This is a genomic window from Brachybacterium phenoliresistens (assembly GCF_000576425.1).
In the GTDB taxonomy this organism is placed as follows: Bacteria; Actinomycetota; Actinomycetes; order Actinomycetales; family Dermabacteraceae; genus Brachybacterium; species Brachybacterium phenoliresistens.
In genome coordinates, this window is the sequence record NZ_KK069991.1 from 39,713 (window position 1) to 61,841 (window position 22,129).

At 74.6% G+C, this 22,129-nt stretch carries 21 protein-coding genes; 9 read left to right on the forward strand and 12 right to left on the reverse strand.

All coding sequences use genetic code 11. The annotated features are described in order from the left end of the window. Positions 1-142 precede the first annotated feature (142 nt). The 5 genes from BF93_RS06630 to BF93_RS06650 form a co-directional block, all read right to left on the reverse strand. On the reverse strand, positions 143-2,857 hold the full coding sequence (locus BF93_RS06630; protein WP_051486630.1) for a sugar-binding protein: 2,715 nt from the start codon (positions 2,855-2,857) through the stop codon (positions 143-145). Positions 2,858-2,910: 53 nt separating this feature from the next. Next, complete coding sequence (locus tag BF93_RS06635; protein WP_038371533.1) at positions 2,911-4,026, reverse strand: carbohydrate kinase family protein; 1,116 nt, start codon at positions 4,024-4,026, stop codon at positions 2,911-2,913. Next, entirely contained in the window at positions 4,023-4,829 is an 807-nt protein-coding gene (locus tag BF93_RS06640) for a carbohydrate ABC transporter permease (protein ID WP_038371535.1), read from the reverse strand. The genes BF93_RS06635 and BF93_RS06640 overlap by 4 nt, the downstream gene beginning before the upstream one ends. Beyond that, positions 4,826-5,662 (reverse strand): carbohydrate ABC transporter permease, encoded by an 837-nt coding sequence (locus BF93_RS06645; protein WP_038371805.1) that lies wholly within the window; start codon positions 5,660-5,662, stop codon positions 4,826-4,828. Before BF93_RS06645 ends, BF93_RS06640 begins: the two co-directional genes overlap by 4 nt. Positions 5,663-5,821: 159 nt before the next feature. Continuing rightward, positions 5,822-7,183: an ABC transporter substrate-binding protein gene (locus tag BF93_RS06650; RefSeq protein ID WP_038371537.1), complete on the reverse strand. Its 1,362-nt coding sequence runs from the start codon at positions 7,181-7,183 to the stop codon at positions 5,822-5,824. A gap of 132 nt (positions 7,184-7,315) precedes the next feature. On the opposite strand from BF93_RS06650, the gene BF93_RS06655 reads away from it, so the two are divergent. Both BF93_RS06655 and BF93_RS06660 read left to right on the forward strand, forming a co-directional pair. After that, positions 7,316-8,086, forward strand: coding sequence for a DeoR/GlpR family DNA-binding transcription regulator (locus BF93_RS06655; protein WP_038371539.1), 771 nt, complete (start codon positions 7,316-7,318; stop codon positions 8,084-8,086). Next, positions 8,083-9,531 carry a family 4 glycosyl hydrolase gene (locus BF93_RS06660; protein ID WP_038371541.1) on the forward strand — a complete coding sequence of 483 codons (1,449 nt, stop codon included), beginning with the start codon at positions 8,083-8,085 and terminating at the stop codon, positions 9,529-9,531. Before BF93_RS06655 ends, BF93_RS06660 begins: the two co-directional genes overlap by 4 nt. Positions 9,532-9,580: 49 nt before the next feature. Here the strand turns inward: BF93_RS06660 and BF93_RS06665 are convergent, their stop codons facing one another. Then, entirely contained in the window at positions 9,581-10,105 is a 525-nt protein-coding gene (locus BF93_RS06665; protein ID WP_038371542.1) for a hypothetical protein, read from the reverse strand. Positions 10,106-10,267: 162 nt separating this feature from the next. On the opposite strand from BF93_RS06665, the gene BF93_RS06670 reads away from it, so the two are divergent. Both BF93_RS06670 and BF93_RS06675 read left to right on the forward strand, forming a co-directional pair. Further along, positions 10,268-11,800, forward strand: coding sequence for a M81 family metallopeptidase (locus BF93_RS06670; RefSeq protein ID WP_038371543.1), 1,533 nt, complete (start codon positions 10,268-10,270; stop codon positions 11,798-11,800). A gap of 41 nt (positions 11,801-11,841) precedes the next feature. Further along, a complete protein-coding gene (locus BF93_RS06675; RefSeq protein ID WP_038371545.1) occupies positions 11,842-12,132 on the forward strand; it encodes a YciI family protein in 291 nt (96 codons plus the stop codon). Positions 12,133-12,177: 45 nt separating this feature from the next. On the opposite strand, the gene BF93_RS06680 is transcribed toward BF93_RS06675, so the two are convergent. The 3 genes from BF93_RS06680 to BF93_RS06690 are packed head-to-tail and all read right to left on the reverse strand — an operon-like array spanning position 12,178 to position 14,937. Beyond that, on the reverse strand, positions 12,178-12,702 hold the full coding sequence (locus BF93_RS06680) for a hypothetical protein (protein WP_038371547.1): 525 nt from the start codon (positions 12,700-12,702) through the stop codon (positions 12,178-12,180). Then, a complete protein-coding gene (locus tag BF93_RS06685; protein WP_038371548.1) occupies positions 12,702-13,616 on the reverse strand; it encodes a LysR family transcriptional regulator in 915 nt (304 codons plus the stop codon). Before BF93_RS06685 ends, BF93_RS06680 begins: the two co-directional genes overlap by 1 nt. Positions 13,617-13,656: 40 nt before the next feature. Further along, positions 13,657-14,937: an acyltransferase family protein gene (locus BF93_RS06690; RefSeq protein ID WP_084148326.1), complete on the reverse strand. Its 1,281-nt coding sequence runs from the start codon at positions 14,935-14,937 to the stop codon at positions 13,657-13,659. Between the two features lie 66 nt (positions 14,938-15,003). Here BF93_RS06690 and BF93_RS06695 point away from each other — a divergent pair, with 66 nt between their 5' ends. Together BF93_RS06695 and BF93_RS06700 are read left to right on the forward strand one after the other, a co-directional pair. Beyond that, positions 15,004-15,213, forward strand: a complete 210-nt coding sequence (locus BF93_RS06695; protein ID WP_038371551.1) for a hypothetical protein — start codon at positions 15,004-15,006, stop codon at positions 15,211-15,213. Between the two features lie 87 nt (positions 15,214-15,300). Then, a complete protein-coding gene (locus tag BF93_RS06700; protein WP_051486631.1) occupies positions 15,301-15,549 on the forward strand; it encodes a hypothetical protein in 249 nt (82 codons plus the stop codon). A 27-nt stretch (positions 15,550-15,576) separates the two neighbouring features. Here the strand turns inward: BF93_RS06700 and BF93_RS06705 are convergent, their stop codons facing one another. The 3 genes from BF93_RS06705 to BF93_RS06715 form a co-directional block, all read right to left on the reverse strand. Next, positions 15,577-16,035: a hypothetical protein gene (locus BF93_RS06705; protein ID WP_156954068.1), complete on the reverse strand. Its 459-nt coding sequence runs from the start codon at positions 16,033-16,035 to the stop codon at positions 15,577-15,579. Between the two features lie 110 nt (positions 16,036-16,145). Continuing rightward, a complete protein-coding gene (locus BF93_RS06710; protein ID WP_084148327.1) occupies positions 16,146-18,362 on the reverse strand; it encodes a heavy metal translocating P-type ATPase in 2,217 nt (738 codons plus the stop codon). Between the two features lie 115 nt (positions 18,363-18,477). Further along, positions 18,478-18,732, reverse strand: coding sequence for a hypothetical protein (locus BF93_RS06715; RefSeq protein WP_038371556.1), 255 nt, complete (start codon positions 18,730-18,732; stop codon positions 18,478-18,480). Between the two features lie 173 nt (positions 18,733-18,905). Here BF93_RS06715 and BF93_RS06720 point away from each other — a divergent pair, with 173 nt between their 5' ends. The 3 genes from BF93_RS06720 (at position 18,906) to BF93_RS06730 (ending at position 22,086) form a co-directional block, all read left to right on the forward strand. Further along, entirely contained in the window at positions 18,906-19,367 is a 462-nt protein-coding gene (locus BF93_RS06720) for a MarR family winged helix-turn-helix transcriptional regulator (protein ID WP_198025374.1), read from the forward strand. Between the two features lie 45 nt (positions 19,368-19,412). Then, positions 19,413-19,835: an organic hydroperoxide resistance protein gene (locus tag BF93_RS06725; RefSeq protein WP_038371558.1), complete on the forward strand. Its 423-nt coding sequence runs from the start codon at positions 19,413-19,415 to the stop codon at positions 19,833-19,835. Positions 19,836-19,968: 133 nt separating this feature from the next. Beyond that, positions 19,969-22,086 (forward strand): GMC family oxidoreductase N-terminal domain-containing protein, encoded by a 2,118-nt coding sequence (locus BF93_RS06730; RefSeq protein ID WP_084148328.1) that lies wholly within the window; start codon positions 19,969-19,971, stop codon positions 22,084-22,086. Positions 22,087-22,129 lie beyond the last annotated feature (43 nt).

Below are 22,129 nucleotides of genomic sequence, written 5' to 3' on the forward strand. Positions count from 1 at the left end.
GTCCCGACGGCCGGATGCCGGCACTCGGTGTCGGGTGCCGGCATCGGCTGTCGGGTATAGGCGGCCGATTCCGGCAGCCGGCGGCCGGTAGCCGGTAGCCGTGGGTTGTGGGCCGTGGGCCGAAGGCCGAAGGCGGGGCGGCTCAGAGCATCGCGCTCGCCGCGGCGGCGCGGCCCTCGGCCTCGAGGGAGACGGCCAGCACGAGGCCCTCGGTGTCCCCGTCCGGGAGGTCGAGGGCCAGGTCGACCGCGCCGGCGGCGGACTCCACGGGCTCCGCCGCGCCGACGGTCTCGCCGTCACGGACCAGGAAGGCCCGCACGGTCCCGCCCGAGGCGAGCTGCGCCCGGGCCGTGACCTGCCCGCCTGCGGCGCGCACCGAGGACAGCACGAGCGCGTCCTCGCCGAGGCTCGGCCTGCCCCCGAGACCCACGCCGTCCGCGGAGGCCTGCACGATCGACGGGCCGGAGGCGACGGACTGCGCGGCGGTCGAGGGGATGGTCGGCTCGCGCGGATCGGACTCCTCCTGCGCGAGCCCCGGCAGCTCGAGGACGCCCCAGCGGTACGGATCGGCCTGCACGCCCGGGAACGTCGACCAGCCGATCCGGGACTGCCCGGTGCGGTCCTGCGTGTCGGAGTCGTAGACCACGACGTTCAGGCCCATGCGGTCCGGGCGGATCGCATCGGGAAGATCCGCGAAGGGGATCCGCGCCTCCACCTCGTAGCCCGTGTACGGGTCCGTGACCTGCGAGGCGATCCGCACCCCCGGGGCCGTCTCGGAGAGGGGTCCCTGGTGGTTGTCGTGGTCGCGGCCGCCGCCCACCCGGGTGGTGCCATCGGCCTCGAGCACGGCGGGCAGCAGCCCGAGGATGAACGTGCTGGCCGTGTGCTGGGAGTCCCCGCGCGGATCGATCATGATCTCGACCGAGTCGGTGCGGAAGCGCTGCTTGTCGTCATCGGCCCCGAGCACGGCCCCGGCCACGTCGTCCGTGACCGCGACGTGGACGTACAGCGCCTCGTCGTCGTAGGCCACCTGCACGGTCCCGGAGGCATCGGCCGGCTCGACGGGCTGGCCCTCCCAGAGGGTGCCGATGTCCAGCGCCTCGCCCGGATACTCGCCGCCCCCGCGCACGCCGTCGGCCGTGGCCCCGGGCGTCCGGGAGGCGACCAGGCGCGGCACCAGATGCAGGCCCTGGGCGGCGGTGGAGGTGATCCCGTCGGCGCTCGCATGGACGGAGACCGGGTAGACCCCGCCGTCCGGGGCACGGTTGGCGGTCGGCAGGCTCGGGTCGGTGCTGATGATCTCGACCTCGAGGCGGGCCGTCCCGCCGGCGGGGACGTCGGCGACGTCGAGCACGGGAGGGTCCGCCGCGAAGCCCTCGGGCAGCTCGATCTCGACGGTGCCGTTGCGCGGGGCGTCGGCATGGTTGCGGACGATCACCGCGAAGCGGTCCGAGCCGCCGACCGGCAGGGAGCGCCGGGTGGGGACCAGCGCGTCGAGGTGCTGCATGCCGAGCTCCTCGGTCCAGGCCAGGAAGTCCAGCACCTCGGGCCGGTTCTCGAGACCGGCCTCGAGAGGGCCTCCCACCCGCACCGGCACGGCGTTCCAGCCGCTGCCGCGGTTCTTCGTGCTGACGCGGGCGCGCAGCAGCACGTCCGTGCCGGGCTGCGCATCCGCTCCCGGCGTGACCTGGACGGTCACCTGCCGGGTCTGGCCGGCGGGGAAGGTCGGCAGGTCGACGGGGCCGTTCGTCGACCAGCCGGCGGGCACCTCGACGTCGACGCTCGCCTGCGGCGTCGCCCGCCCCGGCGAGCTCAGGGAGACGGTGACCTCCAGCGGCGTGCCCGGCAGCACGGTGAACGTCGAGGCCGATGCCTCCAGCAGGGTCCCCAGCGCGAGACCGCCGTCCACGGGCAGGCTCGCGCCGCGCAGGGCGGCCTCGTCGCCGCTGGTCGGCTCGACGAGCGGGGTGCGCGAGGCGATCAGGGTGAACCAGGTGGAGGGGATCTTCTCCGGATCGGTGGGCGAGGGCGGGATGACCGACCAGCCCTGCGTCCGGTACGACCAGACCGCCTCGTCGCGCAGGGCGCTCCAGCGCTTCCCGTGCTCGGCGCTCGGCGTCCCGTTCCAGGCGCCGTAGACCAGGTCGCTGGCCACGGCGGGCTGGTACCCGGCCTCGACGGCGTCCGGTCCCAGTCCTCCCGTGCCGTTGGAGCCCGAGCGCAGCAGACGGCGCGGAGCCCAGGCGGAGAAGCCCTCCTCGAGGTGCTCGGGGAACGCCTCCGGGTCCCCGGCGAGGAGGTAGGCCTCGACGGCGTACATGGCCGCCTGCTGGTGGTTGCCGTGGTTCCCCTCCACCGCGGAGGGGTTCATCGTGATGATGACGTCGGGGCGGGTCGCCCGGATGACCCGGACGATGCGTCCCAGCACGTCGCGGCCGCCCCACACCTCCCGCGACAGCGGCGCGGACAGGGTGTAGAAGAAGTCCACGGCGTCGAGGTTGAACACGTGCTCGATGCCGGCGATGCCGACGGCGCGGCGCTCCTCCTCCTCGCGGATCAGGCCCAGCGGCGGGCCCTCCTCGAGGCCCACGGCGTTGCCGCCGCCCTCGCCGCGGGTGATGGTGATGACGCCGGCCTGCTGCCCGTGCAGCTCGTGCCATTGGCCCAGGGCGGCGAGCGTCCACGCCTCGTCATCCGGGTGGGCGCCGATGTACAGCACGTCGAGCTTCACGGCCTCGTCGGCGAGGGCCCGTTCGGCGGGGGTGAGGAGGGTCAGGTCGAGGGTGGCGGCGCCGGCGGCGGCGCCCAGCAGGCCTCCGGCGCGCAGCAGGGATCGGCGGGACAGGGTGGGGGACATGTGTTCTCCTTCGAACGCGGTGTTCCGTGCGGGGGTTCCGCCTGCCCCTCTTCTCAGTGCGCTCCGGCGTCCGAGCGCAGCGCGAAGGTGCCCTGAGCGCGGCGGCGGCCCTGGACGGGGTGATCGGGGACGACGCGCTCGAGGAAGCGGTAGCCGTCGCGGGTGTGGGCGGCGCGCAGGTCGCCATCGGCGGTCGCCCTGCTCAGGGCGGCCCACCAGTCGGAGATGTCTCCCCAACCGGGGGCGGCGAGGGAGCCGCCGAACTGCTGCACCGCCAGGGCCGAGCACAGCGAGGCGAACTTGAGCCGGTCCACCAGGGGCCATGCGGCGAGGGTGCCCATCACGATGGAGGCGGCGAACACGTCGCCGGCGCCGGTGGTGTCCAGGGCGGTGACGGGCACGGCGGGGCAGTACGCCTCCTCGCCGGTGCTGGAGTCGATCGCGTAGGAGCCGGCGGCGCCGTCGGTGACCACGGCGAGCGGGACCCGGTCGGCGAGGGCGCGCACCGCGCGGTCCGGGCTGTCGGTGCGGGTGTACCCCATGGCCTCGATCGCGTTGGGGGTGAAGGCGTGGCAGTGGGCCAGCGGGGCCAGGTCCGCCACGTCCCAGCGCTCGGTCTCGTCGAAGCCGATGTCGGCGAAGATCAGCGTGCCGCGGGCGGCCAGCCGGGACCACCAGGCCGTCTCCCCGGCGAGGTCGACGACGGCGGCGCGGGAGGCGGGCGCCCGGTCGATCAGCGAGGACAGCGGTTCGGGCAGGTCGTGGCCGTGGGTGACCATGGCGCGGTCGTCGTGGGCGGCGATCGACACGGTCACCGGGGAGTGGAAGGACGGGAAGCGCCGCGAGGCGCTCAGGTCGATGCCCTCGTCCTCGCTCATCGTCTGCCACATCCAGTCCGCGTAGGCGTCGTCCCCGAAGCCGGCGACCAGCCCCGTCCGCAGGCCCAGGCGGGAGGTGGCGGTGGCGAGGTTGGCGATGCCGCCGGGGCTGGAGCCCAGGCCCTTGGACCACAGCTCCTGGCCCGGCAGCGGCATACGCTCCAGGCCGGTGAAGACGATGTCGAAGAAGACCGTCCCGGACAGCAGCACGTCCAGGGGCGGGTCCTCGGGCGATCGGGTGGCCGCCAGCGGATCCCACTGGTCGGGGTCGATGGTCGGGTGCGTGCTCATTCCTTCGAGGCCCCCTCGAGCATTCCGCGGATGAAGTGTCGCTGCAGCAGGAGGAACAGGATCACCATCGGCAGCGCGACGATGATGGCCCCGGCGGCCAGCAGGGAGTTCTCCGCCGTGTACTGGCCCTGGAAGGTCGCCAGCCCCAGCGGGGCGGTGCGCAGGCGGCCGGCGGGCGCCATCACCAGGGCGATGAGGAACTCGTTCCACGTCCACATGAACACCAGCACCACCAGGGTGATGACGGCGGGCAGGGACGCCGGCACCAGCACGCGGGTCAGGGCGCGCAGCGGGCCGGCGCCGTCCAGGGCCGCGGCCTCCAGCAGGCTGGGCGGCAGGGAGCGGAACTGCGCCCGCAGCCAGAAGGTGCCGAAGGCGATGGACTGGGCGATCTGCGGCAGGGCGATCGCCGCGTAGGTGTCGGTCAGGCCCAGGGTGCGCAGATCGAAGAACAGGGGGATGACCACGGCCTCCGCCGGGATCATCAGCCCCAGCAGGAACAGCGGGAACAGCAGCCCGGCGCCGCGGAAGCGCATGGTCCCGAAGGCGTACCCGGCGCCCACCGACAGCACCACGGCGCAGGTGACCACGATGACCGCGACGACCAGCGAATGGCCCAGCGATTCGGCGAAGCCGCCGATGCGCCACGCCTCCAGGAGGTTCTCCGGGTGCAGCCCGGGGGACTCGCCGATCCGCGGGGCGAAGGCGGTGCGGACGATGGTGAGGATCGGGGCCAGGGCGAACAGCGCGAACAGGGCCAGGACGGCGTAGTTCATCATCTGCTCGGCGCGCGAGACCCTCATGCCGGTCGCTCCCCGATGCGGGTGACCAGCAGGTTGATCACGAAGACGAGGAGGGTCAGGACGATGGCGACGGCGCTCGCCGAGCCGACGTCCTTGAGCTCGAACGCCCGCCGGTACACCTCGTAGCTGGGCACGGTGGTCGCGCGGCCGGGCCCGCCGGAGGTGGTGAGGTAGACCAGGTCGAAGGTCTTCAGCGCCGCGATGATCGTGAGCACGAGGGCGACGACGATCTCCCCGCGCACCGAGGGCAGGGTGATGGCGAGGAACTCGCGCACGGGACCGGCGCCGTCCAGGCGCACCGCCTCGTACAGGTCGTTGGGGATGCGGCTCATCCCGGCCAGCAGGAGCAGCATCACCAGACCCATCTCGAGCCAGGTGCCGATGAAGCCGACGGCGGGCAGGGCGGCGCCGGGGTCGCCCAGCCAGCCGCGGGCGAGGGAGTCCAGGCCCAGGGCGCGCAGCGCCTGGTTCAGCGGGCCGGAGGGGGCGTAGATCTGCCGCCAGGCCACGGCGATCACGACCAGCGCGATCACCTGGGGCAGGAAGATGACCGTGCGGAAGATGCCCATGGCGCGCACCTGCCCGCGCCGCAGGATGGCCGCCAGCACCAGGCCCACGATCAGCGGCAGCACGGCGTAGAACACGATGAGCACGAGGGCATGGCCGATGGCGGCGCGGAACGCGGCGTCCCCGGCGAGGTCGAGGTAGTTGGACAGGCCCACGAAGGTGGAGGGGCCGAAGCCCGACCAGTCGTAGAGCGAGAACTGGGCCGCGCGCAGCAGCGGGTACAGGGAGAACGCCGCGTAGACCGCGAAGGCGGGCAGCAGGAACAGGTAGGGGGTCGCCGCCGTGCGGGCGACCGGCGAGGGCCTCCGGCGCCGTCGCCGGGGCGCGCCGGAAGCAGGCTGCGCCGGGCCGCCCGCGCCGGTGGCGGCGCGGGCGGGGGCGCGGTCCGCCGGTGCGGCGGCGGGGGAGGAGGAGGTGGGCACGGATCAGCTCGCGGCGGTGAACTCGCCGTAGTCGGCTTGGAGGGCGTCGGCCGCGGCGGCCGGGTCCGTCTGCCCGCCGATGACGCCCTGCAGGGTGTCCGCGGCCGTGTCGGCGAAGGTGGGGGTCGCGTAGTCCAGGTAGGGCAGCAGCGTGCCGGAGGTCGAGACGGCGTCGAAGGCCTCGTAGATCTCCTTGTTCACGCCGGAGTCCGGTGCGAGCGCCGCCGTCTCCAGCACGGGCATGCCGCCGTTCTCGGCGATCAGCGCCATCGCCTCGGAGCTGGTGATGAAGTCGATGTACGCCGCGGCCGCGACGGCGTTCTTCGCCTTCGCGGGGATGGTGAAGGGCAGCCCGGTGCCGCCGGTGGTGGCGACCTTCCCGTCCATGCCTGCGGGCGGCGCCATGAAGTGCAGGTCCTCGCCGAGGACCTTCTCCATGTCCGGTCCCAGCCAGGAGCCGCCGATCAGCAGCACGCCGGTGCCCTCGGTGAACGCGGCCCAGGCGGCGTCGTAGTCCTGGCCGTTGGGGGAGTCCCCGAAGGCGCCGGAGGCGCCCCATTCGGCCATCTGCGTGAGGGCCTGGATGTTGCCCTCGCTGGTCCAGTCCGCGCCGGCGTTGCCCATGCCCAGGGAGACGATCTCCTCCGCCGGGACGTAGTGGGCCTGCAGCGGCCCGAAGACGTGCAGAGCCGGCCAGCCCTCGATGTTGCCGAGCACCAGCGGCTGCTCCCCGGCGGCCTGCGCCGCGGAGACCAGGGCGATCAGCTCGTCCCAGGTGGTGGGGACCTGGGCGGAGAGCGCCTCGAGCTTGGCGGCGCTGTAGTAGATGCCGACCACCTCGCCGGTCTGCGGCAGGCCCCACAGGGAGCCCTCGCCGAAGGTGACGGCATCGGCCGAGTAGCGGGACTTGGCCAGGACCGAGGCGGGGAAGCGGTCCTCCCAGCCGTAGGCCTCGGAGTAGCCGGACAGGTCCGTGAGCTGGCCGGCCTTGACGAACTCGCCCATGTCGGCGCGGGCGTTGTTGACCTGCAGCACGTCGGGGACGTCGTTCCCGGACAGCGCGAGGGCCGTCTGCTGGCGCAGGTCGTCGAAGGACTGGGAGTGGCGGTCCACCGTGACGTTGGGGAACTTCTGCTGGAAGGACTCGATGAGGGCGGTGATGGCGTCGTTCTGGGCGCCGCGCACCTCCTGGTCCCACACGGTGAGGGTGACGTCGCCGAGCGCGGCGACGTCCTTGTCGACCTCGTCGGCCGCGGGGCCGGTGGCGGATCCGGGCTCGGGGGCATCGGAACCGGGGGCGCAGGCGGCGAGGAGGCCGAGGCCTCCCACGGCAGAGGCCTGGCCGAGGAAAGCGCGTCGTCGCATGGTCTCCTCCAGAGAACGGGGCGGTGCCGCGCCGGGAAGGGCGCAGACCCCCACGATGCCACATCCTGCGCAGGGATGACAGGAGTTGTGCACAGATGACGGAAGATGCGTGGAAGGTGCTAGCGTGAGCGCATGCTCAGCGAGGACCGGCTCCGCGGGATCGTCGCCGAGGTGCGGCGTCGCGGCTCGGCCAGCGTCTCGCGCCTCAGCGTCGACTTCGCCGTCTCCGAGGCCACGATCCGCCGGGACCTCGACCAGCTGGCGGAGTCCGGCACCCTGCGCCGCGTCCGCGGCGGGGCGACCGCGATCCGCGGCAGCGTGCGGCCCGAGGCGGATCCGCGCCCCTTCGCGGACGTCGCCACCGCCGCGTCCTCCGCCAAGGCGGGCATCGCCGCGCGCGCCGCGACGCTGGTCGAGGACGGCTCCGTGGTCGCCCTGGACATCGGCACCAGCGTCGCCGCGCTGTGCCCGCAGCTGCGCGATCGCGAGCTGACCGTGGTCACCGCCTCCCTCGCCGTGGTCCAGGCCCTCGCCGACGCCCCCGGCATCGACCTCGTGGTCCTCGGCGGGCTGCTGCGCCCCAGCTACCAGTCCATGGTCGGCACGCTCACCGAGTCCGCGCTGCGGCAGGTGCGGGTGGACGTCGCCTTCCTCGGGGCGGCGGGCGTGCGCCCCGACGGCTGCGTGCTGGACTCCACCCCCAGCGAGGTGCCCGTCAAGCGCGGCCTGCTGGACATCGCCGGCCGCTCCTATCTCCTGGTCGATCACGAGAAGTTCCCCGGCACGGGGTTCCTCGAGATCGCCCCCGCCGCCCGCTTCGCCGGGATCGTCACCGACCGTCCCCTGCCGCCCAGCGCCATCGACCTCCCCGAGGGGGAGGAACTGGAGGTCCTGCTCCCATGAAGCTCACCATCCTCGGCGGCGGCGGGTTCCGCGTGCCGCTGGTGTACGAGGCCGTCGCCGCGCGGGCCACCGGCCTGGTCGTCGACGAGGTCGCCCTCCACGACGTGGACCCGGAGCGCCTGGCCACCATCGGCGCGGTCGCCGCGCAGCTGGGGGAGGAGCTCGCGGCGTCGGGCCGCGCCCCGCACCCGCTGCCGCGCCTGGTGCCCACCACGGATCTGCGCGAGGCGGTGGCCGGGGCCGACTTCGTCTTCAGCGCGGTGCGGGTGGGCGGCGCCCAGGGGCGCACGGTCGACGAGCGCGTCGCCCTGGACCTGGGGCTGCTGGGCCAGGAGACCATCGGCCCTGGCGGCCTCGCCTACGCGCTGCGCACCATCCCCGTCGCCCTCGACGTCGCCCGCACCATCGCCGAGCTCGCCCCCATAGCCTGGACGATCAACTTCACCAACCCGGCCGGGATCGTCACCGAGGCGATGCGCACGGTGCTCGGGGATCGGGTGGTGGGCATCTGCGACACCCCCATCGGCCTGGTGCGACGGGTGGGCCGCCTGCTGGGGGCCGATGTCGACGCGATGGGCCCCGACGGGACGCCGCGGATCGGCGTGGACTACGTGGGGCTGAACCACCTGGGCTGGCTGCGGGCGATCACCGTCGACGGCGAGGACCGCCTGCCGGGCATCCTCGCCGACGACGCGGCGCTGGACGCGATCGAGGAGGCGCGGCTGATCGGCCCGGACTGGGTGCGGACCATGGGCGCCCTGCCCAACGAGTACCTCTTCTACTACCTGTTCACCGAGGAGGCCCGCTCCCGCATCGCCGCCGCGGAGGAGACCCGCGGCGAGTTCCTCGCCGCGCAGCAGGGGCGCTTCTACGAGGCCGCCGGGGACTCCTGCTGCGCCTCGCCGCTGTCCGCCTGGCGCGCCACGCTCCACGAGCGCGAGGCGACGTACATGGCCGAGACCCGCGACGAGGAGCGCCGCGAGGAGGACGTGGCCGGCGGCGGGTACCAGGAGGTCGCCCTGCGCCTGATGACCGCGCTGGCCACGGGCACGCCCGCCCGGATGATCCTCGACGTCGGCAACGGCCGGCCCGGGGGCGGGCGCATCGTGCCCGAGCTCCCGCCGGACCTCGTCCTCGAGGTCCCCTGCGTCGTCGACGGCGAGGGCGTCCACCCCCAGCAGGTGGGGCCCGTGAGCCTCGGCCAGCTGGGGATGATGGCGCGGCTGCGCGCCGCCGAGCGCGCGATCCTCGAGGCGGCGCGGCACGGTCAGGGGGCATCGGCCCGAGGCGGCGAGGAGGCCGCGCGGCTGCGGTCGCTCGCCCGCGAGAAGGCCTGGGAGGGCTTCTCGACCCACCCGCTGGTCGACTCTCCCGAGCTGGGGCGGGCCCTTCTGGACGGCTACGTCGCCGGGCACCCCGAGATCGCGGCGCTGCTGGAGGGGTAGGCGGCGCGCAGCCCTGGAGGGTGGGCGTTCCCCCTCGGCGGTGCGGCGCTCAGCCCTGGGCGAGGATCCGCGCGGCCCGCTGCCGGGACACCGGCCGGGCCAGCGCCACGATCCCGAGCACGATGTTCACCAGCGGGGCGAGGACGCAGATGTACACCAGCCCCGGCAGCGCCAGGCCGTAGAAGACCCCGGGCTGCTCCTGCGCATCGATCCCCCCGAGGACCCGGGTGAGGGTCCCCAGCATCACCAGGTACAGCACCACGATCAGCAGGTTCGCGCCGCCGAGCAGCGCAGCCCGCAGCCCCGAGCGCCGGGCCACGGCGTTGCGGCCCAGCTGCGCCAGCCCGACCACCAGCATCAGGATCGAGGGGACCAGCAGGGACAGCAGCGGCACCGCGAGCAGGGAGAGCAGGCCGAAGGCCCAGGCCAGGCGTCCGTCGTTGCTCGCGGTGGTGGGGAAGAAGTCCGGCGTCGGGTGCCGCGGGAACGGCGGCGGTCCCGTGCGGGCGCGGGCGTGCAGCGCCGGGTGCAGGTTCCCGGATCCGGGATCGGGCGGCGGGCTCAGCTCGCTCATGGTCCGAGCATAGGTCGGCCTGCCCGGTCACGGTTCGGGCTGTGGACGAGCGGTCTCGGCCTCGCTGCCCCACAAAGGTCGGATGTTCCGATAGCCTCCCTGAGCAACGACGCACGAGGCGAGGGACCCGCCCTCCGCCGGGATCCGCAGGAGAGCCCCTTCATGACCACGCCCCGACCCCGCATCGCCATCGCCGGGATCGCCATCGAGTCCTCCACGTTCACGCCCTACCGCTCCTCCGCCGCGGACTTCGAGGTGCGGTGCGGCACCGCCGAGATCCTGGAGCGCTACCCCTTCTTCGCCCCCGTCGCCGACGGGGGCACGGAGACCGGTCAGGTGCTGCGCGAGGCCGCCGAGTACGTCGGCGTGCTGCACGCCCGCGCGCTGCCCGGCGGGCAGCTGGTCGGGGCGGACTACGCCGTGTGGAAGGAGGAGATCCTCTCCGGCCTGCGCGCGGCGCTCGCCGAGGCCCCGCTGGACGGCTTCTTCTTCGACATCCACGGCGCCATGAGCGTCGAGGGGCTGGACGACGCCGAGGGCGACCTGATCGCCGCGATCCGCGGCGTGATCGGCCCGGACGTGCTGGTGGGCACCGCCATGGACCTGCACGGCAACGTCTCCGAGGTCCTCTTCGAGCACTGCGACCTGCTCACCTGCTACCGCCACGCACCGCACATCGACGCCTGGGAGACCCGCGAGCGCGGACTGCGCGACCTGGTCGAGGCCGCCTCGCGCGGCGGCGCCCGCCCCCACAAGGCCCTCGTGCACGTGCCGATCCTCCTGCCCGGGGAGAAGACCTCCACCCGCATCGAGCCGGCGAAGTCCCTGTACGCCCGGATCCCCGGGCTCACCGCCCGCGAGGGCGTCACGGACGTGTCGATCTGGATCGGTTTCGCGTGGGCGGACCAGCCCCGCTGCAAGGCCGCCGTGCTCGCCTTCGGCGAGGACGCCGATGCCGTCGACGCCGCCGCGCTCGAGCTGGCCACCGCCGTGTGGCAGGCGCGGCACGACTTCGAGTTCGTCGCCCCCACTGGGACCTTCGAGGAATGCCTCGACCGGGCCGTCGCCTCCACGGCGCGCCCGTTCTGGATCTCCGACTCCGGGGACAACCCCGGCGCGGGCGGGGCCGATGACACCACCTACTGCCTGTCCCGGCTGCTCGCCCGGGAGGAGATCCGCGCAGGCGAGGTCAGCGCCCTGATGGTCTCCCTGGTCGATCCGGGCTCCGCCGGCCTCGCGACGGAGCTGGGCGTGGGCGGGCGCGGCGACTTCACCGTCGGCGGTCGCATCGACGCGCGGGATCCGGGCCCGGTGGCGCTGCGCGCCGAGGTGACGGCCCTGGACGACGCCCCCGGCACCGGCCGCGCCGCCGCGCTGCGGGTGCTGGACGGCGACACCCCCACCGGCCTGACCGTCGTGGTCACGGCGCGCCGCTCGCAGTGGGCGAGCCACGAGATGTTCGCGCGCCTGGGCATGAGCATGACCGGCTTCGACATCGTCACCGTGAAGATGGGCTACCTCGAGCCGGACCAGTACGAGTCCGCCGCCGACTGGCTGCTGGCCCTCACCCCCGGCGGCGTCGACCAGGACCTGGTGCGCCTGGGCCACGCCCGGATCGACCGGCCGATGATCCCCTTCGACGCCGAGATCCCGGCGCCTGCCCCGGACAGGATCCTGCGCGGCGGCGGCGCCTGACAGAATCGGCCGCATCACCACCCGTGCGAAGGAGCCCGCCCATGTCGATCTACGCCGTCACCTACCTCTACGCCGATGACACCGCGCTGAAGGACCGGCATCGGCCGGAGCACCGCGAGTTCCTGGGCGCCCTGCACGCGGAGGGCACGCTGCTGGCCTCCGGCCCGTACACCGACGAGGACGGCGGGGCGCTGCTGATCCTGCAGGGCGAGGGCACCGCGGCCGAGGTGCTCTCCGTGCTGGACCCGGACCCGTTCCGCCGCGAGGGCGTCGTGCTCGAGCGGAGCATCCGCCCCTGGAATGTGGTCATCGGCGGCTTCGGCACCGCCTGAGCGCCCGGACCTGCGGCTCCGCGCCGTCGGCCCGGCCGGGTGGGGTCACGCCGGGTCGGGACCGTCGGAGTCGGAGCGGCCCGCGGCCTCCTGGGCGGCGGCGCTCGCATCGAGGAAGGCGCCGACGCTCGCCCGGCGCACCTCGGTGCCGTCTCCCAGCAGCACCAGCGGCAGCGCCTCCCGGCCGCCGTGCTCGGCGAGCAGCTGGGCTGCCTCCGCATCGCGGTAGACGTTCACCCAGGTCACATCGGTGCGGGTGCTGCGCACCGCCGTCTGCAGCCGGGCGCTGAGGGGATCGCCCGGCGCCCACAGGATCACCGAGTCGCCCGGACCGCGGGCGGCGAGGGCGGAGGCCAGCGGCGTGTGCTGCCCCGAGCGTAGCGGCGAGGTCCAGTAGCCCATGAGCAGGGCGAACAGCGCCATCGCGAGCGCGGCGACGCGCTGGTCCACGGCCAGCAGGAGCGCGGCGAGCAGCAGGCCGCCGACCAGCAGCAGCGCCGGCCTCAGCCAGGCGCTCGCCGGGACGCGCAGCGGGGCCGGCCGGGGCGCGGGATCGGTGGGCTGCGCCATCAGATCATCAGCGCCGCGACGGAGCGGCTGTCGGCCTCGGCCCGCAGCGCATCGCGCAGGGCCGCGACGGCGGGGATCTTGCAGGCCCCCCGGCGGTTGACCAGGCCGATGGTGCGGTTCTGCAGGTCCGGCAGGGAGCGGACGACGACGTCCTCGGAGGGCGAGGCCTCCAGGGCGATCTCCGGCAGCAGGGCCGTGCCGCCGCCGTGGACGATCAGGCGCTGCACGACGGTCGCATCGTCGGTGGTGTGGCGGATCTTCGGGGTGAACCCGGCCAGACGCGCGCTGGCCAGCAGGTTCGCGCGACAGCGTTCGCAGCCGGCGATCCACGGGTCCTGGGCGAGGTCGGCGAGGGTGAGGTCCGGGTCCTCGGCCCGCGGGTGGGTGCGGGGCAGCACGGCCAGGACCCTGTCCTCCAGCAGCGGCGTCCACTCCAGGGCGTTCTCGCCGTCGGTGTCCGAGAGGGGGTAGCGGAACACCAGGGCGAGGTCGAGGTCCCCGTCCTGCAGGGCGGCGATGGCATCCGGCGGCTCGAGCTCGTCGAAGGTGACGTCCACGCCGGGCGCGGAGTCCTGCATGGCCGCCAGCGCCGGAGGCAGCAGCACCGCGGCGGCGGAGGGGAAGGTCCCGAAGCGGACGCGGCCGCGGCGCAGGGCGGTGAGGTCCGCGAGCTCCTCCGCGGCGGCGTCCAGCTGCGCGGCGATCGCCTCGGCGTGCTGGAACAGGCGCTGGCCGGCCTCGGTCGGGGTGACGCCGGTGGAGGAGCGCAGCAGCAGCGAGGTGCCGATCTCCTTCTCGAGGGCGGCGAGGTGCTGGGAGACGGCCGGCTGCGTCCAGCCGAGCTCGCGCGCGCCGGCACCGATGGTGCCGTTGCGCACCACGGTGCGGAAGATCAGCAGTCGTCTGGGGTCCATGCGCCCATCGTACGAGCTGGTGCCAACCCCTGCTTATGACTTATGGCATTCCGGGGGGGATCTGTGAGGGGACCGACCTTGAGCCGATGCGCCGATGCGCCGATGCGCCGATGCGCCGATGCGCCGGTGCGCGGATGCGCGGATGCGCCGTGACCGGAGTGGCCGGAGCCCGGCTCAGCCAGGCGGGACGGGCCGGCGGGAGCCGGCGGGCGCGGTTGCCCCCTCGGCCCCCGGCGGGACGGGCTGCGGGGCGAGCGGGGGGACCCGCTCGGCGATCGCCGCGGGGGCGGGGGATGCGGCCGCGACCCGGGGGGGCCGGGGCGTCGGCGCTCGACCGTGCACCCTCCGCCCCTTCTCGGCGCCGGGCGGGGAATGCGTAGAGGAACCCGGTCATCGGCCGCAGCAGGACGGCGAGCACGCAGACACCGAGGGTGATCACCAGGGACGGCAGGAACCCGGCGCGGCCCGGCGGCAGATCGGCGTGGCGGGCCAGGACCTCGGCCACCGGCAGGTGCACGAGGTAGAACACGATCGAGTTGCGCCCGGCCCACTCCAGTGCCCGGACGGCCCGGACGCGCGGCAGGCGCTGCGCGATCCCGATCGCCGCGAGGACCCCGACCAGCACCATGAGCTGCGAGAGGACCGGCAGCTCGGGTGCGCGATCGATGCGCACGGCGTAGGCGGACCAGGCGAGCGCGACCAGGATCGAGGGGATGAGCACGCCCCGGGGCACCGGGCGGGACATCAGCCGCCCGCGCAGCGCGGCGCCCGCGAAGAAGAACGCCGCGTAGTAGAGGAACTTGTCCGGCCGCAGGCCCGAGGTGGTGAGGTCCACCCCCAGCACGGGCAGCACCGTCCACGCCGCGATGCTCGCCAGCGCCACCCAGCCCGGCGGGATGCGCCGGGTCAGCAGCCCCACGACGTAGTAGGCGAACAGCGCCAGCAGGAACCAGGTGTACATGCCGTTGACCCACCACAGCGGGTCCGTGCCGTAGCTCCAGCCCATGATCGGCAGCATCACCAGGGACCACAGCAGCCAGGGCCACAGCAGGGCACGGGCCTTCCCCGACAGGTACTGGCCTGCGGGCTTGCGCAGCGACCGCGACAGCAGCAGCCCGGAGGCGAACAGCAGGGCCGGCATGCGGAACGGCGTGGTCGCCTCGGAGACGAGGACGGCCTCGCGAGGGCTCGGCCCGTCCCAGGCCTGCTGGACCAGGTGGACGTGCAGGACGATCACCAGCAGGACGGCGGTCCCGCGCAGCAGATCCATCCAGTGCTGGCGACCGGGGGCGCCGGGCGTCGGGGTACTGCGACTGCTCATGGCGATCGAGGGTACGGGGCGTGCGGCCCTGGACCGGGGACCGGCGCGGCCGGTAGCCTGCCCGGCATGAGCGAGCCGACGGTGCGTCCCTCCGCCCGCCCGGCCGTCCCGGGGCGGCGGGCAGGCATCGCGCTGGTGCTCCTCGGGGTCCTCCTGGGCCTGGCCGTGCACAGCCTGACCATGAGCCCTGCCGCGGTGACCCTCGGCGCCTGCCTCGTGATCCCGGGTCTCCTCCTGCTCGTGATGGGCCGGCAGGCTCCGCGCCGTGCCCGGTGACGCCCGGCATCGCGGCCGGAGGCCCGCGCCGTGACCGGCCGCCCCGAGATCGTGTGCCTCTGCGGCTCCCTCCGGTTTGCGGAACAGATGCGCGCGGCGAACCGTGACCTGACCTTCGCCGGCGTCATCGTCCTGGCCCCGGGCGAGGCCGATGCCGACGAGGTGATCACCGCCGAGCAGAAGGCCGCGCTGGACGCCCTCCACCTGCGCAAGATCGACCTGGCCGACCGGATCCTGGTGGTCAACCCCGGCGGGTACATCGGCGCCTCGACCCGCCGCGAGATCGCCTACGCCGAGGCCGCGGGCACGCCCGTCACCTTCACCGATCTCCGGTGACCACGCCCCGCGCCGGGGACGGCTGGCTCAGGACTGCGCGCGCGTCTCCTCGAGGTGCGAGAGCACGTCGGCGGGCAGCTGCTCCGTCGCCGCCTCGTGGAACGGCGCGAACCACTCGGTGCAGCCGTCCAGGGCGGTGAGCGCCTCGCCCCCGCTCTCGGTGGCCCAGGTCTCGCCGAGGTAGTAGGAGACGGCGCCGTCCTCGAGGACGAAGGACCCGAAGCCCACGCCGTCCCCTCCCATCGCGGTCGCGGGGTCCCCGGGGCCGGCCTCGCGCAGGCACGCCAGGGCATCCTCGTACGTCCGGTGGTCGACGGTGATCACGGGGTTCTCCACGCCGGAGTAGAGGTGGATCATCACGGCCGGGTCCTCGGGGGCCTCCGCGGAGGTGCAGGCGGGCAGCAGGCCCGCCAGGACGATGATCGCGGTCAGCGCGAGACCTCTCCCGCAGCGCAGCATCGGCATCTCCACCCCTCGTCGGACCATGCGCCCAGCATCCTACGGCCCCTGCACCCGCGACCCCGCAGCGCCGACGAGCCCGATCCGCCGGCACCGCCCGCCGACACTGCCCGCCGACGCCGCCCGCCCCGGGCGGCTCAGTCGCCGATGCGCTCCGGGCGCAGGTCCAGGCGCCGCAGCAGCTGGGCGTTCAGGGCCACGATCACCGTGGACAGAGACATGAGGATCGCGCCCACGCTCATCGGCAGCACGAACCCGATCCCGGCGAGCGCCCCGGCGGCCAGCGGCACGGAGACGAGGTTGTAGCCCGCCGCCCACCACAGGTTCTGGGTCATCTTCCGGTAGGCGGCGCGGGAGAGGTCGATGACCGAGAGCACGGCCCGCGGGTCCGAGCCGGCCAGCACCACGCCGGCGGAGGCGATCGCCACGTCCGTGCCGGCGCCGATCGCGATGCCGACATCAGCCCGGGCCAGCGCCGGGGCGTCGTTCACGCCGTCGCCGACCATCGCGACCTTCCTGCCCTCCCCCTGCAGGCGGGCGACCGCATCGGCCTTGTCCTCCGGGCGCACCCCGGCGAACACGCGGTCGATGCCGAGCTGGTCGCCGACCGAGCGCGCCACGGCCTCGGCGTCGCCGGTGACCATCACGACGTCCACGCCGCGCGCATGCAGCGCCTCGACCGCCGAGCGGGACTCCGGGCGCACCTCGTCCGTGAGCGCGAAGGCGCCGATCACCTGGCCGTCGCGCAGCACATGGAGGATGATCGCGCCCTCCGCGCGCCAGGCCTCCGCCTCGGCGACCTCCTGCGTGCCGGTCTCCTCGAGCAGCCGCGGGCCGCCGACCCGCACCTGGTGCCCGCCGACCTGTGCGCTCACGCCCAGGGCCGGGGCCGATGCCACCTCGGAGGCCTGCGGGACCTGCACGCCCTCGGCCTGCGCGCGCTCGACGATGGCACGGGCCGGCGGGTGCTCGCTCTCGGACTCGGCGGCCGCGGCGAGGGCCAGGACCTCGGCCTGCTCGGCGCCCGTCGCGGCGATCTGCGAGAGCACGGGCTCGCCGCGGGTGAGGGTGCCGGTCTTGTCGACCAGCACGGTGTCCACCGTGCGCATGGCCTCGAGGGCCAGACGGTCGGTCACCAGCACGCCCGCGCGGGCCGCCCGCTCGGTCGCGATGGAGACGACCAGCGGGATCGCGAGCCCGAGGGCATGGGGGCAGGCGATCACCAGCACCGTCACGGTGCGGATCACGGCCTGGTCCGGGAGGCCGATGGCCGTCCACACCACGGCGGTGATCACGGCGGCTCCCAGCGCGAACCAGAACAGCCAGCCTGCGGCGCGATCGGCGATCCGCTGGGCGCGGGAGGAGGAGCTCTGCGCCTCGCTCACCAGGCGGCGGATCCCGGCCAGCGCCGTCTCCTCGCCGGTGGCGGTGACCTCGATGCGCAGGCTCGAATCGGTGGCGACGGTCCCGGCGACCACGGCGTCGCCGGCCTGGCGCGCCACGGGCCGGGACTCGCCGGTCACCATGGACTCGTCGACGTCCGCTCGGCCCTCGACGATGGTGCCGTCAGCCGGGATGCTCGCCCCGGGGCGCACCAGCACCAGGTCTCCGCGGCGCAGATCCGCCGGTGCGACGGGGACGATGCGATCCCCCTCGACGCGCTCGGCCTCGTCCGGCAGCAGCGCGGCCAGGGAGTCCAGGGCGGAGGAGGTGCGCGCCAGGGACCGCATCTCGATCCAGTGCCCCAGCAGCATGATCACGATCAGCAACGCGAGCTCCCACCAGAACTCGAGCTCGTGGTGGAGCACGCCGATCGTGGCGCCCCACGAGGCGACGAACGCGACCGTGATGCCCAGGGCGATGAGCAGCATCATCCCGGGGCGGCGGGAGCGGATCTCCGAGACCGCACCGGTGAGGAAGGGGCGCCCGCCGACGACGTACAGGACGGTGCCGAGCACCGGGGCGACCCAGCGCAGGCCCGGCAGCGGCGGGATCTGATACCCCAGGAGCATCGCGAACATGGGGGAGAGCGCGACGACGGGGACCGCCAGGATCAGGCTGATCCAGAACAGGCGGCGGAACTGGCCGACATGATCGCCGTGCCCGCCGTGCCCGCCGTGCTCCTGGTGGCCATCATGCCCGCCGAGCTCCTGGTGCGCGCCGTGCCCGCTGCTCTGCTGGTGCCCGTCGTGCCGGCTGTGCTCGGGGTGTTCGCCGTGCGTCTGGTGCTCGTCGTGCGCCGGGTGCCCCTCGTGCTCGCTGTGCCCGCCGCGGCCCGCGGCCGCGGGGGCATGCCCGCCGTGCGGATCGGAGCCCGTGGGGTGCCGATGGTCGGTGCGGTTCTGTGGGTCCATGCCCGGCACGATATACCCCAAGGGGGTATGCGTCCAGGGGCGTGTTCTGCTCTCCGCGAGACGCGAGACGCGAGACGCGAGAAGCGAGACGCGAGTCGCCGGGCCCGGGGGTGGCTCAGGCCTCCTCGGCCGTGCCCGGCGCGTCGTCGGCGACGCTCGGGGCGGGGGCGGTGATGGCGGGGCCCGGGGCGCCCGGGGCGGCGAGCTGCTGGCCGGAGGTGCCGGCCATCGTGGCCTGCGTGTTCGCGGCGACCAGGGCGACCGTGGCCAGCCCCATGCTCGAGGCGATCATGACGCGGCGCAGGGCCGCCATCGTCGGCGATTCCGCGGCGCGATCCCGAGCATGTCTGCGGGAGTCGTCGATCTCCATCTGCGCTCCTTCCGTGCGCTCCGGGCGGAGCGGGGTCCCGCCCGGTCGAGGCCCCAGCATCCGCAGTCGACCTGGAGCGGGCCTGGACGTTCCGGGGGGACGGGCTCCGGATCCGAGAAGAGATGTGCGCAACTGGGTTGTGTGCAATGGAAATCGGTGGCAGGATCGGCCCCATGGCAGTGACCGACGAGATGGTGTGCTTCTCCCTCTACGCGGCGTCCCGCGCGACGACCCAGGCGTACCGGGAGCTGCTCGAGCCGTTCGGCCTCACCTACGCCCAGTACCTCGTGCTTGTCGTGCTGTGGACCGAGGGGGAGCGCAGCGTCCGCGAGCTGGGGGAGGCCCTCCAGCTGGACTCCGGGACCCTCTCGCCGATGCTGCGACGCATGGAGGCCGCCGGCCTCGTCGAGCGCCGCCGCACCGGCACGGACGAGCGCGTCGTGACCATCTCGCCCACGGCCCGGGGCACCGCCCTCCAGGCCGAGCTCGCCCACGTCCCCGCCTGCGTGTTCGCCGGCACCGGACTGGGCAGCGCCGAGGACGCCCGCGCCCTCATCGCCACCCTGCAGGAGCTCACCCGGGCCCTGCGCTCCGCACCGCGCACCGCCGCGGCGCCGGAGGCCCGCACCGTCTGACCCATCGGCCGGAGAACCGCTCCGGCCCCCACGAAGGAGCACCCCATGAAGGCGCTGTACACCGCAGAGTCCCTGTCCACCGGCCAGGGCCGCGACGGCCACGTCCGCACCGTCGACGGCACCATCGACCTGACCATGGCCCCGCCGAAGGAGATGGGCGGCACCGGCCAGGGCGCCAACCCCGAGCAGCTCTTCGCCGCCGGCTACGCGGCCTGCTTCCACTCCGCGCTGAACCACGTCGCCCGCGCGCAGAAGGTCAAGATCACCGACTCGAGCGTCGGCGCCCGCGTGAGCATCGGCGACAACGGCGAGGGCGGCTTCCAGCTGGCCGTCGACCTCGAGGTCGTCATCCCCTCCCTGCCCGTCGAGCAGGCGCGCGAGCTCGCCGAGGCCGCCCACCAGGTGTGCCCCTACTCCAACGCGACCCGCGGCAACATCGAGGTGAACCTCAGCGTCAGCGACGACTGATCGCTCCGGCGCCGCGGCGCCGCCCGGGGCCGGCGGCCCGGATCCTGCGGGGTCCGGGCCGCCGGTCTGCGTCCCGCCGCAGCGCGCCGACGGCGCACAATGGAGTCGATCCCGACGCAGAGATCGGAGCTCCATGCCCCCGCACGCCCCGGCCCGCGACCCCCGCGAGGCCGTCCGCTCCCGCATCGCCGCCGCCCTCGACCCGGCGCTCGCCGCCCCCGAGCTGCTCGAGGAGCTGACCGCCCGCCTGCTCGCCCTGGACTCCTCCGACGCGATGGGCTGGGTCGACGCCCTCCTCGCGGCCGATGCGCAGCACGCCGCCGAGGGCCCCGCCGCCGCGACCGGCGCCCGCGCCGGCAGCGCCCCCGGCCCCGCCAGCGCCGCAGTCGCCGGCAGCCCCGCCGGCACCGGCCGTGCCCTGCCTCCGCCGACCGAGCGGGCTCTCGTCGGCGACATGCTCTACGCCCACGGGCTCGCCGCCGACCGCGTCTCGGAGGTGCTGGCCCCGCACGTCGGCGCCTGGTCGCCGCCCGCCGCGCCGGAGGTCCCGCCCGCCCTGCTGCGGCCCGAGGACCTCGCCTCCCCCGCCGATCTCGCCCCGGGCTACGACGCGGTGGTCATCGGCTCCGGCGCAGGAGGCGGCATGGCCGCCCAGGTCCTCGCCGAGGCCGGGGCCCGCATCCTCGTGCTCGAGCGCGGCGGCTACCCCGCCCCGCACGCCCTCATGACCGACCACCTGCGCACCCCGCGCGCCTCCACCGGGCTGTACCCGCTGTCCGGGCCGGGGGCCGATGCGGAGACCCGCTCCTTCGCCATCGGGGACGGCCCGTTCCGCGACGTGCCCGCCCGGGACTGGCTGTGGAACAACAACGCCATCACCCTCGGCGGCGGCACCCGCGTGTACGGGGCGCAGGCGTGGCGGCTGGCGCCGCGGGACTTCCGCATGGCCAGCACCTACGGCGTCCCGGAGGGCAGCGCGCTGGCCGACTGGCCGATCTCCTACGAGGACCTCGAGCCGTTCTACACCCGTGTCGAGCAGCAGCTCGGCGTCAGCGGCGGCCCCTTCACCGACCCGTGGGCCGGGCCCCGCAGCGCCGATCTGCCGATGCCGCCCCTGCCGCTGACGCCGATCGCCTCGCGCCTCGCCGCGGCCGCCGCCCGCCTGGGCGTCGGCACCCAGCCGGTGCCGCTGCTGGTGAACTCCCGCCCCCACGGCGGGCGCGGCGCCTGCATCCGCTGCTCCCAGTGCATCGGCTTCGAATGCCCGGTCGCCGCGCGCGCCGGCAGCCACTCCACGACCCTGCCCCGCGCCATGGCCAGCGGCAACGCGACGATCCTCGCCGGGGCGCAGGCCCGGCGGATCCTGGTGGGACCCGGAGGGCGCGCCCGCGGCGTCGAGATCGTCGGCGAGGACGCCGAGGGCCGGATCTGGCGGCGCGAGGTCGCCGCCGGCACCGTGGTCCTCGCCGCCGGCGCCATCGAATCGGCCCGCCTGCTGCTGGACAGCGCCACGGACGAGCATCCCGACGGCCTCGGCAACGCCGCCGACCAGGTGGGCCGGCACGTCCAGGGCCACGCCTACGGCGGCGCCTCGGCGATCTTCGAGGAGGAGGTCGTGGACCTGCGCGGCCCCGGCCCGCGGATCTCCACCGCTGACTTCCGCCACGGCAACGACGGGATCATCGGCGGCGGGATCCTCGCCGACGAGTTCGTGCCCACTCCCGCCTCCACCCAGCGGGCGCTGCTCGAGACGGGCCTGGTCCCGGCCGATGTGCCCCTGGGCTCGCCGACGATGGAGCGGGCCATGCTCCGCTTCGCCCGGGTCATGGGGCCGATCCAGGAGGTCACCAGCGCCGATGCCCGCGTGCGCCGGGACGGCGGCCGCCGCGACCGCTTCGGGCGCGCGCAGGTGCGCCTGTCCGGCAGCCTGCACCCCGAGGACGTGCGCGGGCGCGACCTGCTCATCGCCCGCGCCGCCGCCTGGCTCGAGGAGGCCGGCGCCGCCCGGGTGGTGCCGATGCGGCCGATGACCCTCCCGGCCCCCGTCAGCGCCGGGCAGCACCAGGCCGGGACGCTGCGCATGGGCACGGACCCGGCGACCTCCGCCACCGCCCCGGACGGGCACGTGTGGGGGCACGAGAACCTGTTCGTCGCCGACGGATCCACGCACGTCACCAACGGCGGCGTGAACCCGGTGCTCACCATCCTCGCCAACAGCCTGCGCATCAGCGAGGGCGTCGCCGGCCGCTGACGGGACGGCGAGGGAGGGATCTCGCCCTGTCCGAGGACGTCGG

Bases quoted from the DNA above. Each gene is read 5' to 3' on its own strand.
- BF93_RS06715 (WP_038371556.1), bottom strand. From the start codon at position 18,732: ATGGAGATCGACGACTCCCGCAGACATGCTCGGGATCGCGCCGCGGAA.
- BF93_RS06650 (WP_038371537.1), bottom strand. From the start codon at position 7,183: ATGCGACGACGCGCTTTCCTCGGCCAGGCCTCTGCCGTGGGAGGCCTC.
- BF93_RS06725 (WP_038371558.1), top strand. From the start codon at position 19,413: ATGAAGGCGCTGTACACCGCAGAGTCCCTGTCCACCGGCCAGGGCCGC.
- BF93_RS06695 (WP_038371551.1), top strand. From the start codon at position 15,004: ATGAGCGAGCCGACGGTGCGTCCCTCCGCCCGCCCGGCCGTCCCGGGG.
- BF93_RS06675 (WP_038371545.1), top strand. From the start codon at position 11,842: ATGTCGATCTACGCCGTCACCTACCTCTACGCCGATGACACCGCGCTG.
- BF93_RS06685 (WP_038371548.1), bottom strand. From the start codon at position 13,616: ATGGACCCCAGACGACTGCTGATCTTCCGCACCGTGGTGCGCAACGGC.
- BF93_RS06655 (WP_038371539.1), top strand. From the start codon at position 7,316: ATGCTCAGCGAGGACCGGCTCCGCGGGATCGTCGCCGAGGTGCGGCGT.
- BF93_RS06690 (WP_084148326.1), bottom strand. From the start codon at position 14,937: ATGAGCAGTCGCAGTACCCCGACGCCCGGCGCCCCCGGTCGCCAGCAC.
- BF93_RS06730 (WP_084148328.1), top strand. From the start codon at position 19,969: ATGCCCCCGCACGCCCCGGCCCGCGACCCCCGCGAGGCCGTCCGCTCC.
- BF93_RS06680 (WP_038371547.1), bottom strand. From the start codon at position 12,702: ATGGCGCAGCCCACCGATCCCGCGCCCCGGCCGGCCCCGCTGCGCGTC.
- BF93_RS06670 (WP_038371543.1), top strand. From the start codon at position 10,268: ATGACCACGCCCCGACCCCGCATCGCCATCGCCGGGATCGCCATCGAG.
- BF93_RS06710 (WP_084148327.1), bottom strand. From the start codon at position 18,362: ATGGACCCACAGAACCGCACCGACCATCGGCACCCCACGGGCTCCGAT.
- BF93_RS06635 (WP_038371533.1), bottom strand. From the start codon at position 4,026: ATGAGCACGCACCCGACCATCGACCCCGACCAGTGGGATCCGCTGGCG.
- BF93_RS06700 (WP_051486631.1), top strand. From the start codon at position 15,301: ATGCGCGCGGCGAACCGTGACCTGACCTTCGCCGGCGTCATCGTCCTG.
- BF93_RS06640 (WP_038371535.1), bottom strand. From the start codon at position 4,829: ATGAGGGTCTCGCGCGCCGAGCAGATGATGAACTACGCCGTCCTGGCC.
- BF93_RS06660 (WP_038371541.1), top strand. From the start codon at position 8,083: ATGAAGCTCACCATCCTCGGCGGCGGCGGGTTCCGCGTGCCGCTGGTG.
- BF93_RS06705 (WP_156954068.1), bottom strand. From the start codon at position 16,035: ATGGTCCGACGAGGGGTGGAGATGCCGATGCTGCGCTGCGGGAGAGGT.
- BF93_RS06720 (WP_198025374.1), top strand. From the start codon at position 18,906: ATGGCAGTGACCGACGAGATGGTGTGCTTCTCCCTCTACGCGGCGTCC.
- BF93_RS06630 (WP_051486630.1), bottom strand. From the start codon at position 2,857: ATGTCCCCCACCCTGTCCCGCCGATCCCTGCTGCGCGCCGGAGGCCTG.
- BF93_RS06665 (WP_038371542.1), bottom strand. From the start codon at position 10,105: ATGAGCGAGCTGAGCCCGCCGCCCGATCCCGGATCCGGGAACCTGCAC.